Below are 13,308 nucleotides of genomic sequence, written 5' to 3' on the forward strand. Positions count from 1 at the left end.
CATGTGCGGTCGTTTCGCCTCCGACCTCCCGCCCGAGCTGATCCGGCGGCTGTTCAGCACGATGGGCGCGATTCCGAACGACGTGCCGAGCTACAATGTCGCGCCGACGCAAAGCACGGCCGTGGTGCGCCGTCATCCGGAGACCGGCGAGCGCCATCTCGACCTGCTGCGCTGGGGGCTGATCCCGCACTGGTCGACGGACAAGGGCCGGCAGCCGATCAATGCAAGGGCGGAAACCGTCGCGTCGTCGGGCATGTTCCGCGGCGCGCTGGCTTCCCGGCGCTGCATCGTGCCGATGTCGGCCTTCTACGAATGGGACCAGGCGACCGCGCCGAAGCAGCCCTATGCGTTCGCGCGCAGCGACGGTACGCCACTGGCGCTCGCCGGCCTGTGGGAAGGCTGGTGGGACCCGGCGGGCGAGGTGGTGCGCAGCTTCACGATCATCACCACCGGCGCGAACGATACCCTTGCTGCGATCCATGACCGGATGCCGGTCGTGCTCGAGCAGGATGACTGGGCAAGCTGGCTCGATACCGGGCCGGTCTCGTTGTTGCGCCCGGCCATGGATGCGGTCCTGCGGCGATGGAAGGTCGGCAGCCGGGTCAACTCGCCGCGGAACAACGATCCCACTCTCCTGGATCCGGTCGAGCAGGCCGCGGCGAACGACGCGCAGGAAGCGGGCCCGGACTCAGCCTAGGGCACAGCCGATCGGATAGCGTCCTGCTCGCGCACGTGATGAGCCGGACCGGCCGGCGTCAGATCGGTGTCCCGGCGACGTGGCCGTTGCCGAGCAGGGCGTGGAACAGCAGGAGCAGCAGGAAGACCGCGATCAGCACGCCGAACAGACGCCCGAATACCCTGATCGCCGCAACGATCAACAATACCAGCAGGACGATCAGGATGATCGTCTGCAACTCGCCGCCGATGCCGATATCTGCCAGCAGGCGGCGTGCGAACCCCTCGATCACGCCGATCGCGGCGGCCACGAGGTTGAACAGCCCGAGCAGCAGCCCCAGGACCAGGTTCATCGCGTGCTCCATTCGGCCTCCGTTCGGGTGCAGGACTGCATCCAGCCCATTCTGGAGGCGGAACCACACCTCTGCAACCGCCGGCGAACTGTGCCCACCCGAGGAACGTTCGCCTCTGGTCCAAGCCAGGAAAACGCCATCATGACCAGTCCGATAGCCAAGCGCAGCCACCGGCCCTCCCTCTGGACCGGCCTTGTCGGCCTCGTGTTCGCGACCGCGGGCATCGCCAAGCTCACCGCGGTCGCGCCGGAAGCCGCCCTGTTCAAGAGCTGGGGCTGGACCGAGAAGGACATGCAGACGATGGGTGCCACCGAGCTGCTGGGCGCGGCATTGCTCGTCACGCATTCGACGCAGCGGGCGGGCGCGATGCTGCTGAGCAGCACGTCGGTGTGCCTGTTGCTGGCCGAGATCAAGCACAACAACGACATGCTGGTGACCCCGCGCGCCGGCCTGCTGCTGGCCGCGCTGACCGGCTTCCTGCGCTAGGCGCGCTGTCCTAGTCGGGAGTGCCGGGTCGCAGGCGGAGCCGGATCACGCCCTTGATCGCGTCGGGCTCGACCGGCCGGCCCTTGCGCAGGATGTCGATCAGCCCCTCGCGGCTGAGGGCCTGGGCGGCGACGCGGACCGGACCCATCAGGCTGTTCCATCCTTCGCCGTAGGCGCGCGCGACCTCGCTGGGACAGATCGACTTGTCCGCGCCTCGCTCGATCACCTGCCGCAGGATTTCCGCGCGCAATTCGTCGGCCGAGGGCGGATTGTCGATCGTCCCTGCCATCAGCGCAGTTGCTGCAGCAAGGCGTCGGTCAGGTCGCGTGTCCCGGCCGTGCCGCCGAGGTCTCGGGTGCGCAGACCGGCCGCCAGCATCCGGTCGATGCCGGCGGTCAGGCGATCGGCCAGATCGGCGCGGCCGACATGCTGAAGCATCAGCCCGGTCGAGAGCAGCATCGCCAGCGGATTGGCCACGCCCTTGCCGGCGATGTCCGGCGCCGAGCCGTGCACCGCCTCGAAAATTGCCGCATCGGTGCCGATATTCGCCCCCGGCGCCATGCCGAGGCCACCGACCAGGCCGGCGATCAGGTCGGACAGGATGTCGCCGAACAGGTTGGTGGTGACGATCACGTCGTACTGCCATGGATCGAGCACGAGCTGCATGGCGCAGGCATCGACGATGCGGTCGTTCATCTCGACCCGGCCCTCGTATTCCTTGGCGACCTTGCGGCCCTCCTCGAGGAACAATCCGGTCAGCGCCTTCAGGATGTTGGCCTTGTGGACGATCGTGACCTTCTTGCGGCCGTTCTTGACCGCATAGTCGAAGGCGTATTCCACGATCCGGCGGCACTCGGTGCGGGTGTTGAAGCCGGTCGACATCGCGATCGCGCGGGGGTCGTGGCCGAGCGGCATGTAATGTTCCATCGCCGCGTAGAACCCTTCCAGGTTCTCGCGCACGAGCACGATGTCGATCGCCTCGAACCGGCCGCCGGGGATCAGGGTCCGCGCCGGACGCAGATTGGCGTACAGCTCGAATTCCTTGCGCAACGTCACGTTGATCGACTTGAAGCCGCCGCCGACCGGGGTGGTCAGCGGACCCTTCAGGGCCAGCCCGGTACGCCGGATGCTGTCGAGTGTCGCCAGCGGCAGCGGGTCGCCGCTGTCGCCGACCGCCGCCAGGCCGGCCAGTTGACGGTCCCACTCGAAGGGTGCCCCGAGCGAGTCCAGGATCTCGACGACGGACTCGACGATCTCAGGGCCGATACCGTCGCCGGGGATCAACGTGGCCGGGATCTTGTCGGGCATTCTCAAAGCTCCTTCTGGTCGTGCGACACCGGGTCGAGCGGTGCGCAGGCGCCTGCGAGCCAGTCCCGGACCGGCCCCGGCAGGCCGGGGCCGATCTCGCGCAGTACGCGTGCATGGTAGCGGTCGATCCACTCGATGTCCGCCGGGGCCAGCAGGGCAGGTTCGATCAAGGCACGATCGAATGGCGCCAGGGTCAGGGTGTCGAACTCCAGAAAGCGGCGGCTGGCGTCCCGGCCGCTGTCGGGCGGCCCATCGAACGTGGCGACCTGCACCAGCAGCAGGTTCTCCACACGCATGCCGTAGGCGCCCGGCAGGTAGTAGCCGGGCTCGTCGGACAGGATCATGCCCGCCTCGATCGGGATCGGCCGGGCGGTGGCCGAGATGCCGCACGGCCCCTCATGCACGGCAAGATAGCTGCCGATGCCGTGGCCGGTGCCGTGGTCGTAGTCGAGGCCGGCCTGCCACAGCGCGGCGCGGGCGAACGCATCCAGTCTGCCGCCATGCACGCCGGCCGGGAACCGGGCCCGCGCCAGGGCAATGTGGCCCTGCAGCACCCGTGTCGCATGGTCGCGGACGACCGAAGGCGCCGCTCCCGGGCCGCTCCAGATCGTGCGGGTGACATCGGTGGTGCCGTCCGGATACTGGCCGCCGCTGTCGATCAGGTAGACCTCGTCCGCCTGCAGCCGCCGCGCGGTCGCCGGATCGGCGCGGTAATGGATGATCGCGCCGTTCGGCCCGGTGCCGGAGATCGCCGGAAAGCTCTCGCCGCGATAGTCGGGTGCCTGGCTCCGGAACGCGTCGAGCTGGCCTGAGAGCTCGGTCTCGCTGCGGCCGATGCCGCGCCCGGCCACGAAATGCAGGAACTGGCACAGCGCGATGCCGTCGCGCCGGTGCGCGTTCCGCGAGCCCTGCTGCTCGACGGCGTTCTTGCGCGCCTTCGGCAACAGGCAGGGATCGGGTGCGGCGGAAATGGTGGCGCCTGCCGTCCGCAGCGTCTGGGCGAACCAGGCGGCGGCTCCGGCCGGATCGAGCCGGACCCGGCGATCGACGAGGCCAGCGAGGGCAGGGGCGATCGCCTCGGGCGGCTGGACGCTGACGCTGTTGCCGAGCCAGCGCAGCGTCTCCGCCGGCAGTTGCTCCGGTGCCATGAACAGGGTGGCGGTCTCGTCGGCGCTCAGCAGCGCGAACCCCAGCGCCATCGGGGTGAAATCGACGTCGCGTCCGCGAATGTTGAACAGCCAGGCGATCGAGGCCGGATCGGTGAGCATCACCGCATCCTCGCCGGCGTCGCGCAGCAGGAGGGCGATCTCCTGCCGCTTCTCCTGCGAGGACCGGCCGGCGAACTCGATCGCATGCGGCAGCGCCGGCGTACGCGGCGGCAGTGGCCGGTCGGTCCAGACCGCGTCGACCGGATTGCGCGACAGCGCCACCAGCTCCAGCCCGGGCTTGCTGTAGCGGGCCAGCGCATCCGAGCCCAGCAGCCACGGATCGTAGCCGATCCGCGCGGCCCGTCCGGCGATCGCCGCGGTGGCGGTCTCGGCAAGCCAGGTCTCGGGCGGCTCCAGCGTCAGGTGCAGGCGCTGGTAGCTCGCCTCCTCCACCTGCGAGGCGAGCTGCAGCACGTAGCGGCCATCGGAGAACACGGCCGCCGTTCCCGGCAGCACGATGGCCACGCCGGCGCTGCCGGTGAAGCCGGTCAGCCAGGCCAGCCGCTCGGCGTAGGGGGCGACATATTCGCCCAGATGCTCGTCGCCGCGCGGGAGGATGAACCCGTCCACACCCTGCTCGGCCAGTTCTGCGCGCAACGCTGCGAGGTGCGCCGCCGTGTTCGATCTCGTCTGCGTCATGCCGCCAAGGATCGACCTCCCGGCCCGCCTAGTCCAGAGGGTGCGCGGACGTTGATTTAAGACAGATGCAGCCGTCAGGTCTGCCAGCGTCTCGTCGCAGTACAGCAAGCCTCTGGAAGCTCGCAAGGCCAGAACAGCCCTTGTTTAGGGAGATTAGCAGGTTTAGGTAGGTTTATGGATCTTTGAGGGTTTATAGTGGACGCGACTCTCAACCCTTATGCCCCCGGTGCAGGCACCCCGCCCCCGACGTTGGCCGGGCGCGATAAGTTACTCGAGTCAGCACGGATCGCACTTGCGCGCATCAGGATCGGGCGCCCCGCCAAGAGCTTCATCGCCGTCGGACTACGAGGTGTCGGCAAGACCGTCATCATGAATGAAGTACAGAAGATCGCGGAAGCCGAGCAATTTCATTCGATCTACATCGAGGCATACGATGAGATCAGGTTTCCGGAAGTGCTGGCCAAGGCTCTTCGCCCGATCCTCCTCAAGCTATCCCGCAAGGAAGCAGCGCACCACCTCGCTGTCCGGGCCTGGGCCGGACTGCGTAACTTTGCATCGGCCTTCGACATATCGTTCCAGGGAATCGATGTATCGGTAAAAACCGAGGAAGGCCTGGCGGATACCGGCGACATTACGGCCGACCTGCCTGACCTCCTTGTTTCGATCGGGGAAGCCGCCAAAGCAACGGCAACGGCACTCACGATTATCATCGATGAAGTGCAATACCTGTCCGAGCTCGATATGTCCGCGCTGATCATGGCGCTACACCGTTGTAACCAGAAGTCTCTTCCTGTCGTCCTGTTTGGCGCCGGCCTGCCGCAGCTTCGGGGGAGGATGGGTGACGCCAAATCTTATGTCGAGCGGCTCTTCGACTTTCCGGAGATCGATGCACTACCGGACGACGACGCGAGGATGGCGATCGAGAAACCGGCCAACGACGAGGGCGTTCGATATTCCGCCGACGCGCTCGCCGAAATCCTGCGCGTTACCGCCTGCTACCCCTATTTCATCCAGGAATGGGGCCATTTCGCCTGGGCTACTGCAAAGTCGAGTCCAATCACTCTACAGGATGTCACGCGGTCGCATGACGCTGCCATCGCCAAGCTCGACGAGAGTTTCTTCCGAGTACGCCTGGACCGAATGACTCCGACCGAGCGTCGTTATATGCGAGCACTTGCGGATCTCGGTCCGGGTCCGCATCGCTCGGGCGACGTCGCAAAAGTCTATGGCGCCCCCGTTACGAGTGCTGCCCCTATACGGTCCGGCTTGATTGCCAAGGGGATGATCTACAGTCCGGCTCACGGTGATACGGCGTTTACCGTTCCGCTATTCGACGAGTTCATGCGTCGGGAAATGCCAGACAGAAAGTGACATAACGACCATCGTTGATGCGGCAGACTACCGCGCCTGTTCCGTCGTCGGGATGTTGAACGGAGTGATCAGAGCAGCCTGTGCATGAAGGTGAGATCGAGCCAGCGGTCGAACTTCCGGCCGACCTGCGGCAGGGTCGCGGCCTGGGTAAAACCGAAACGCTCGTGCAGGGTGATCGAGACGAGGTTTTCCGTGGCGATGGCGCCGATCATCGCGTGCTTGCCGTGCGCCTGCGCGCGCTCGATCAAGGCGCCGAGCATGGCCCGGCCAAGGCCGAGCCGCTGTGCCGCCGTATCGATATACAGCGAATGCTCGACCGTGTGCAGGAAGCCGTCATGCGGACGGAACGGACCGTAGGAGCCGAAGCCCTGGACCGATCCCTCGTGCTCGGCAACCAGCACCGGAAGGCCCACCGACTGGCGATCCCGCATCCAGACGGTCCGGGATTCCAGCGTCGCCGGGATGATCGTCCAGAGCGCGGTGCCGTTCAGGATCGCATCGTTGGTGATGTCCAGGATCCGCGGCAGGTCGGCCGGAACGGCATCGCGGATCACCCGCCGCGGCCCGGCTTGCGCAGCACCAGCGTCGCCCAGTCGCCTTCGATCAGCCGATGTTCCAGCACCAGCCCCTGGCGACGATGGGCGGCCAGCACCATCCGCACCTGCGTATCGAGCAGCCCGGCCAGAATCACCGTACCGCCGGGTGCCAGCTGCCGTCCGAGGTCGCGTGCCATCATGCAGAGTGGGCGCGCCAGGATGTTGGCGAACACCAGGTCGAACGGACCGCCGGCGCGGATGTCCGGGGTTCGCCAGCCATTGCCGTGGCGGCAGACCAGCTGGTTTCGCAATCCGTTCATCGCCGCGTTCTGTGCCGCAACCCGCACCGACCACGGCTCGATGTCCACTGCCAGCACCTTCGCGTGGAGCAGGCTCGCAGCACCCATCGCCAGGATGCCGGAGCCGCAGCCGAGATCCAGGATCCGGGCCGGCCGGCGATAGGCGATGCGCTCCAGCGCGCGCAGGCAGCCGCGCGTGGAGCCGTGCTCGCCCGAGCCGAACGCGATGCCTGCATCCAGCGTCAGGGTGATCCGGTGCCCGCCGGTGGTTGCCAGCAGGTGGGTGCCGCGGATCGAGAAGCGCTTGCCGACCTGCTGCTCGGGAAAGCTCTCGTAGGTGCGGGCGAGCCAGCCCTCGGCCTCGGTGTCCGAGCGTTCCAGCGTCGCGATCAGCCCGGTGGCCGCGGCAGCCAGGGCGAGTGCGGATTGCAGCATGACCTCGCCGACGCCGACATCCTTGACACCCTCGATCCGCCAGATCGTCTGGGTGTCGTCCGCCTCGAAGATGCCGACCGTGGTGCAGACGCTGGCGAGCGCGCTTTCGTAGGCCTCGACGGCGCTGTCCGGGACGGTGACATGCACCGTTTCCAGCCGCGTCGCGTGACGCCGGGTCATCACCGTCATGATCCGGTTCCGATGTCGGCGCCGATCTCGCCTTCGCTCACCTGCTGCACGTAGTTGTCGAGCACGCGCTTGAACCCGGCTTTCTCGAACTCGACATCGAGCTTGTTGTCATCTGCACTTTTCACGATCCCGTAGCCGAATTTCTGGTGAAACACCCGGGTGCCGGGTGCCAGCGTGTCGGAGCGTGGCGCCCGTCCGGGCTGCTCCCAGCTCTCGATCGCGCGCGGACGCTTGGCCATCAGCGGGAACTGGCCGCTGAACACCGTAGGCGCATTGCGCAACTGCTCGCGGGCGAGTGACGTGGAGCCCATCCGTTCGGCATGCTCCTCGGGGATCTCGTCGATGAAGCGGCTCGGGATCGAGCTCTGCCAGTTGGCGTAGATGCGCCGGTTGGCGGCGTGGCTGATCAGCGCGCGCTTGCGGGCCCTGGTGATGCCGACATAGGCCAGGCGGCGCTCCTCCTCGAGACCCTTGTTGCCGCTCTCGTCCATGGTGCGCTGGCTCGGGAACAGGCCTTCCTCCCAGCCGGGCAGGAACACGTTGTCGAACTCGAGCCCCTTGGCTCCGTGCAACGTCATAAGATTGACGCGGTCGGCGCCGGCATTCTCGTCGTTCTCCATCACCAGCGAGACGTGTTCCAGGAAGCCGCCCAATGTTTCGAAATCGACCAGCGCGCGCACCAGCTCCTTGAGGTTGTCGAGACGTCCCGGGGCGTCGGGCGACTTGTCGCGTTTCCACATGTCGATGTAGCCGCTCTCCTCGAGCAGCGTCTCGACCACGCGGATATGCACCGGTGCGATCTGCTCGCCCTGGGCAGCCTCGGCCAGGCCGATGCGGCCGCGCTCGAGCGTTGCCATCAATTGCCCGAGCTGGTCGCGCACGCGGCCCTTGAGGGTGCCGTCGGCCAGAAGCCGCAAGACGGCCTCGGTCATCGGCACGCGGTCGGCACGCGCGCGGCTGTGCAGCGCGCTCAACGCCACGTCGCCGACACCGCGGCGGGGCAGGTTGATGATCCGTTCGAAGGCGAGGTCGTCGGACGGCTGGTTCATCGCCCGCATGTAGGCGATCGCATCGCGGATCTCGGCCCGCTCATAGAAGCGCATGCCGCCGATCACCCGATAAGGCAGGCCCAGCGTGATCATCCGCTCCTCGAATGCGCGGGTCTGGAAGCCGGCACGGACCAGGATCGCCATCTCGGACAGGGTGTTGCCTTCGCGGTGCAACTGCTCGATCCGCTCGCCCACCAGACGGGCTTCCTCGTCGGAGTCCCACACCGAGGCGATCAGCACCTTGTCGCCCTGGGAGTCCTCGCGCCCGGGCCGCAGGGTCTTGCCCATCCGACCCTCGTTATGGGCGATCAGCCCGGAAGCCGCGCCCAGGATCGGCGCGGTCGAGCGATAGTTGCTCTCCAGCCGGACGATGGTGGCGCCGGGGAAATCCTTCTCGAAGCGCAGGATGTTTTCCACCTCGGCGCCGCGCCATGAATAGATCGACTGGTCGTCGTCGCCGACGCAGCAGATGTTCGAGGGGAAGCCCTCGCGCTGGGCAAGCAGGCGCAGCCACAGATACTGGATGGTGTTGGTATCCTGGTACTCGTCGACCAGGATGTAGCGGAAGGCACGGTGATACTGCGCCAGCACGTCCGGCCGGGTGCGCAGGATCTCGACGATATGCAGCATCAGGTCGCCGAAATCGGCGGCGTTGAGCTGGCGCAGGCGCTCCTGGTAGTCGCCGTAGATCTGCCGCGCCTTGCCGCCGGCAAAGTCGGTATCCTCGGATGGGGTGATCCGGTCCGGCGTCAGACCGCGATCCTTCCAGCGCTGGATCGCGCCCATCAGCCCGGGTGCCGGCCAGCGCTTGATGTCGATCCGGTGCAGCTCCATCACCTGCTTCAGCAGGCGGAGCTGGTCGTCGGTATCCAGGATGGTGAAGCTGGAGGTGAGCCCGACATACTCGGCGTGGCGCCGGAGCATGCGGGCACACAGCGCGTGGAAGGTGCCCAGCCACAGCCCCTCGACCGGGCGGCCGAGAATGACCGCCACCCGTTCGCGCATCTCGCGTGACGCCCGGTTGGTGAAGGTGACTGCCAGCACCTGGCCGGGCGAGGCACGCCCGCTCAGCAGGATATGGGCAAAGCGGGTGGTCAGCACGCGCGTCTTGCCGGTGCCGGCACCTGCCAGCACCAGCAAGGGACCGTCGACCGTCTCGACGGCCTCGCGCTGCTCGGGATTCAGCCGTTCGAGATAGGATGTCATGTCCCAGGCAACCTAGGGCTTCGACCGCCAGGCCTCAATGCGGTTTCTTGTTTTGTTCCTCATGCGTCGCACGGCATGTGGATGCACAGCCCGAAAAACATCTCCCTCCGTCGAGTCGGTTCGATACGCTAACGGTTGGTTAGTGTATCGAGGTCGGAATGCCTTTGTCCTTGTTGCCCGGAAACCGCCCCAGTTTCGACAGCACCGGACCGGCCGGGCATCGGGGCCGCATGCGCGAAAAGCTGCTGTCGCGTGGGCCGGAAGCGCTCGCCGACTACGAGATCCTGGAGATGCTGCTGTTCCTGGCGATCGCGCGCCGGGACACCAAACCGCTGGCCAAGCAGCTGATCAATACCTTCGGCAGTCTGGCCGGCGTGCTGTCCGCCAGCCCGGCGGCGCTCGCGGTGACCGGCGGCCTGGGACCGGACGCCATCGCCGTTCTGCAGTTGCCGGAGGAGGCTGCGCGGCGGCTGGCCGGGCCTGAACGCCGCACCACCCCGATCCTCAACAACTGGGACCGCCTGCTCGAGTATCTGGACCAGGCCCTGGTGGGGGCGGTGCCGGGCCAGTTGCGAGCGCTGCTGCTGGACAACCGCAACCGGCTGCTGGCCGACGAGACGGTGCAGGGCGAGCCCGAGCATGTTCCGCATGTGCTGGCCGGACGCGCCCTAACCCTGCACGCGACGGCACTGATCCTGATCCGGGTGGTACCTGCCGGCATCCCGGACAGGGTGCTGCTGAAACGGGAGGCCGTCCTGGCCGGCGCGGTTCGCACCGCCGTTTCGTTACTGTCTGTAATCGTGCATGACCACATGCTGGTCGGCATGGGAAACTGGATCAGCCTGACGCAGAAGGGCCTGCTCTAGTTCGTTGTTTGTGAAGTATCATTCGATACGGAAGCAGGACGACCGGATGAAGCTGCAGCCAGCACGGTTTAGAAACCTTGCAAGACGGTAAGGTAGAACTTCCGACGGTAATCGAAATGGCCAGATCAACAAAAACCTGTAACAATGGAGGTAGGGTCGCCATTCGGCCGGGAAGACGCCATTGCAATCGAACCGCCTCGCGTTTTCACGACCCTTTGGTCGGATTGATTAGTACTTGCGAACGCTGGTTCTGCTGCAACGAGGCCTGACCGGACGTGGCCTGGCGATGATCGTTCGGGCGCACAGCTTCAAGGAGCGAAGCGACCATGCACGGACGGGCAGGGGGTGCTGCCCGGGAACCCGGCACCCGCCAATACCATCGCGCATCGGCAGACGTCCGTGGATTACAACGTTTCAAAAAACAGGCTCAGTCAGAACACGTGATAAAAACACTTTTTATTAGCCGCGCGGCAGCGGCACGGGATGCGTTTCCACGCGAGATGCGTGTGGTGCGATCGGCATTCGACGTCGTGGTCAGGGATGAAACGAAGGAGCTTTCGGCCGAGGATCTCCTGGCGTCCGCCATCTTCATCGACTGCCGCAAGAACCACGAGCTGGCTGACATCATCCTCCAGCAACTGCAGCTCAAGGCGCTGACGCCACGGCCATTCATCATCGTGCTGATCGACAATGCCGAGGCGGACAAGGCCTGGGCGGTCACCGCCGGCATCGACGATGTCATGCTCAGCCCCTACAGCCTGCTGGACCTGCAGCTTCGCACCGGCGCCATCCTCGCCCTGATCGGCCAGCAGCAGGATATCAGGCGTCTCGCCCACGCCGTCGACGGAATGACCGAGGAGGCAAGCCGCCTGCGCGCGCTTGCCTACACCGATCACCTGACCGGCCTTCCGAACCGGCTCTACCTCGATAACTGGGTGTCCGGACTGGCTCTTAAGCGCGAAGGCACCACCAGCTTCGCGCTGCACATGCTCGACCTGGACGGGTTCAAGAAGGTCAACGACCAGTACGGTCACCAGGCCGGCGATACGTTGCTGAAGCAGGTGAGCGAGCGCGTCTCCCGGGTTCCGCGGCGGCTCGATATCGTCGTGCGGCTGGGCGGCGACGAGATCGCCGTCGTGCAGATGGGTGCCGCGCACGTGACGGACTGCGCGGCGTTCGCCGAGCGGCTCCAGGCGATGTTCACCGAGGCGTTCCTCATCGACGGCCACACGATCAATATCAGCGCCAGCGTCGGTACCGCCCTCTACCCGGACGATGGCGATAATTTCCCGGATCTTCTCCGCCGCGCCGACATCGCGATGTATGCGGCGAAAGCCGTCGGCATGGGGAAGGTCAGTGCGTTCAATGCGGAGCTCGAAGCATCGCTGGTGCAGGGTCGCCCGGCTGCCATCATCGAGAAGCAGATGAACGAGTCCAGCTACGCTCTGACCTTCAGCCTCGCGACCGGCGAGCTGGGCGGAGTGTTCGTGGAGCCGCAGATCCGGCCGAGCGCCTCCGGAACCCTGCCGGGCGGCCCGGACGGGTCCGGGTGGATCGAGGAGCAGATCCGGCGGCTCGAAATCGCGTTCCTGCAATCCGTGTCGTGGAAGAGCACCCGCGCGCCCGTCGTGTTCGGTGCGTCCATCCATGCGAGCGCGTTCTCGACGTTCGGGGTCATCCAGCGCATCCGGGACCTGCTGCTGGTGACGGGCGCCGACCCGACGCGTTGCGAAGTCACCCTTGAGGCACCGAACTCGCTCGAGGAGATGAAGTATCTCCATCAGGTGCGGGACCTCGGGCTGGGCCTGGGTGCCCATATCGATCTGGAATCGTTCACCCTGCAGCGTATGTTGCGTCTACCGGTCACCAAGCTTCACCTGACCCGCCAGTTCACCGAAACCACTGCGCGGGAAGGGAACGCCAACGTCATGGTCGAGGCCGCGGTGCTGTTCGCGCGGTCCATCCGTGCCCGAACCTTGGCCTATGGGGTGGAGACGCGCGAGCAGATGGACGCGTTGCGAACGCTCGGCGTCGACAGCGCGACCGGTCCGTTCGTCGGTTCGGCCGCAACCGGCGACCGGCTGTCGACGTTGCGTCGCCGGATCCGGCAGCAGCATGTTCACGCGGTGGATTGACGCACGCCGAATGCGGGCGCGGATCCGTCATGAGGTCGATCATGCGCCTGAATGGATCGTGTCATTGCCGCGCGGTGCGGTTCTCCGTGGAGAGCCGCCAGCCGGTGCCGTACCAGCTCTGCTACTGCACGATCTGCAGCAAGACCCAGGGCGGCGGGGGCTATGCGATCAACCTCGCGGGGGATGCGGAAACCCTCGAAGTCGAGGGCCGGGAACACGCGCGGTCCTATCACGCGGTCATGCGCGAGGAGGGCGCACCGGACCAGCACAGCGAGGCCGAACGGGTTTTCTGCGGCCGATGCGGCAGTGCGCTATGGCTTTACGACAAGAGCTGGCCCGGACTGATCCATCCGTTCGCGTCGGCGATCGACACCGAGCTTCCGATCCCGCCCGAGCGCACCCACCTGATGCTCGCGTTCAAGGCGAACTGGGTCGTGCCGAGGATCGGTAAGCACGACCAGACGTTCGACGAGTATCCGACGGAATCGATTGCCGACTGGCATCAACGCCTTGGCCTGGAAGATGCTCACGGCGGATAGGCCCTTCGTCATGC

At 66.2% G+C, this 13,308-nt stretch carries 13 protein-coding genes; 6 read left to right on the top strand and 7 right to left on the bottom strand.

Going from position 1 to position 13,308, the window contains the following annotated elements; translation table 11 throughout:
- The first annotated feature begins 1 nt into the window (after position 1).
- A complete protein-coding gene (locus HN018_RS07045; RefSeq protein ID WP_171834819.1) occupies positions 2–697 on the top strand; it encodes an SOS response-associated peptidase in 696 nt (231 codons plus the stop codon).
- 58 nt (positions 698–755) lie between these two features.
- Here the strand turns inward: HN018_RS07045 and HN018_RS07050 are convergent, their stop codons facing one another.
- Positions 756–1,028: a hypothetical protein gene (locus HN018_RS07050; RefSeq protein ID WP_239479104.1), complete on the bottom strand. Its 273-nt coding sequence runs from the start codon at positions 1,026–1,028 to the stop codon at positions 756–758.
- Positions 1,029–1,169: 141 nt separating this feature from the next.
- On the opposite strand from HN018_RS07050, the gene HN018_RS07055 reads away from it, so the two are divergent.
- Positions 1,170–1,514, top strand: a complete 345-nt coding sequence (locus tag HN018_RS07055) for a DoxX family protein (protein WP_171834821.1) — start codon at positions 1,170–1,172, stop codon at positions 1,512–1,514.
- Positions 1,515–1,524: 10 nt separating this feature from the next.
- On the opposite strand, the gene HN018_RS07060 is transcribed toward HN018_RS07055, so the two are convergent.
- Genes HN018_RS07060 through HN018_RS07070 form a run of 3 tightly spaced genes read right to left on the bottom strand, consistent with a single transcriptional unit; the run spans position 1,525 to position 4,669 of the window.
- Positions 1,525–1,803, bottom strand: a complete 279-nt coding sequence (locus HN018_RS07060; RefSeq protein ID WP_171834822.1) for a DUF3253 domain-containing protein — start codon at positions 1,801–1,803, stop codon at positions 1,525–1,527.
- Positions 1,803–2,822 carry an isocitrate/isopropylmalate dehydrogenase family protein gene (locus HN018_RS07065; protein ID WP_171834823.1) on the bottom strand — a complete coding sequence of 340 codons (1,020 nt, stop codon included), beginning with the start codon at positions 2,820–2,822 and terminating at the stop codon, positions 1,803–1,805. The genes HN018_RS07060 and HN018_RS07065 overlap by 1 nt, the downstream gene beginning before the upstream one ends.
- 2 nt (positions 2,823–2,824) lie before the next feature.
- Positions 2,825–4,669 carry an aminopeptidase P family protein gene (locus tag HN018_RS07070; RefSeq protein WP_171834824.1) on the bottom strand — a complete coding sequence of 615 codons (1,845 nt, stop codon included), beginning with the start codon at positions 4,667–4,669 and terminating at the stop codon, positions 2,825–2,827.
- Between the two features lie 195 nt (positions 4,670–4,864).
- On the opposite strand from HN018_RS07070, the gene HN018_RS07075 reads away from it, so the two are divergent.
- A complete protein-coding gene (locus tag HN018_RS07075; protein WP_171834825.1) occupies positions 4,865–6,040 on the top strand; it encodes an ATP-binding protein in 1,176 nt (391 codons plus the stop codon).
- A 68-nt stretch (positions 6,041–6,108) separates the two neighbouring features.
- Here HN018_RS07075 and HN018_RS07080 read toward each other — a convergent pair whose 3' ends face one another.
- Genes HN018_RS07080 through HN018_RS07090 form a run of 3 tightly spaced genes read right to left on the bottom strand, consistent with a single transcriptional unit; the run spans position 6,109 to position 9,754 of the window.
- Entirely contained in the window at positions 6,109–6,594 is a 486-nt protein-coding gene (locus HN018_RS07080) for a GNAT family N-acetyltransferase (protein WP_171834826.1), read from the bottom strand.
- Positions 6,591–7,499, bottom strand: a complete 909-nt coding sequence (locus tag HN018_RS07085) for a 50S ribosomal protein L11 methyltransferase (RefSeq protein WP_171834827.1) — start codon at positions 7,497–7,499, stop codon at positions 6,591–6,593. Before HN018_RS07085 ends, HN018_RS07080 begins: the two co-directional genes overlap by 4 nt.
- The gene (locus tag HN018_RS07090) at positions 7,496–9,754 is read right to left on the bottom strand and encodes an ATP-dependent helicase (protein WP_171834828.1); all 2,259 of its coding nucleotides are present in this window, start codon (positions 9,752–9,754) and stop codon (positions 7,496–7,498) included. Before HN018_RS07090 ends, HN018_RS07085 begins: the two co-directional genes overlap by 4 nt.
- A 230-nt stretch (positions 9,755–9,984) precedes the next feature.
- On the opposite strand from HN018_RS07090, the gene HN018_RS07095 reads away from it, so the two are divergent.
- The 3 genes from HN018_RS07095 (at position 9,985) to HN018_RS07105 (ending at position 13,294) form a co-directional block, all read left to right on the top strand.
- Entirely contained in the window at positions 9,985–10,620 is a 636-nt protein-coding gene (locus tag HN018_RS07095) for a JAB domain-containing protein (protein WP_239479108.1), read from the top strand.
- Positions 10,621–11,060: 440 nt separating this feature from the next.
- On the top strand, positions 11,061–12,755 hold the full coding sequence (locus tag HN018_RS07100; RefSeq protein WP_171834830.1) for a GGDEF domain-containing protein: 1,695 nt from the start codon (positions 11,061–11,063) through the stop codon (positions 12,753–12,755).
- Between the two features lie 29 nt (positions 12,756–12,784).
- Positions 12,785–13,294 (top strand): GFA family protein, encoded by a 510-nt coding sequence (locus HN018_RS07105; protein WP_239479110.1) that lies wholly within the window; start codon positions 12,785–12,787, stop codon positions 13,292–13,294.
- The last annotated feature ends 14 nt before the right edge of the window (positions 13,295–13,308 follow it).

The sequence above is a fragment of the Lichenicola cladoniae genome, from assembly GCF_013201075.1.
In the GTDB taxonomy this organism is placed as follows: Bacteria; Pseudomonadota; Alphaproteobacteria; order Acetobacterales; family Acetobacteraceae; genus Lichenicola; species Lichenicola cladoniae.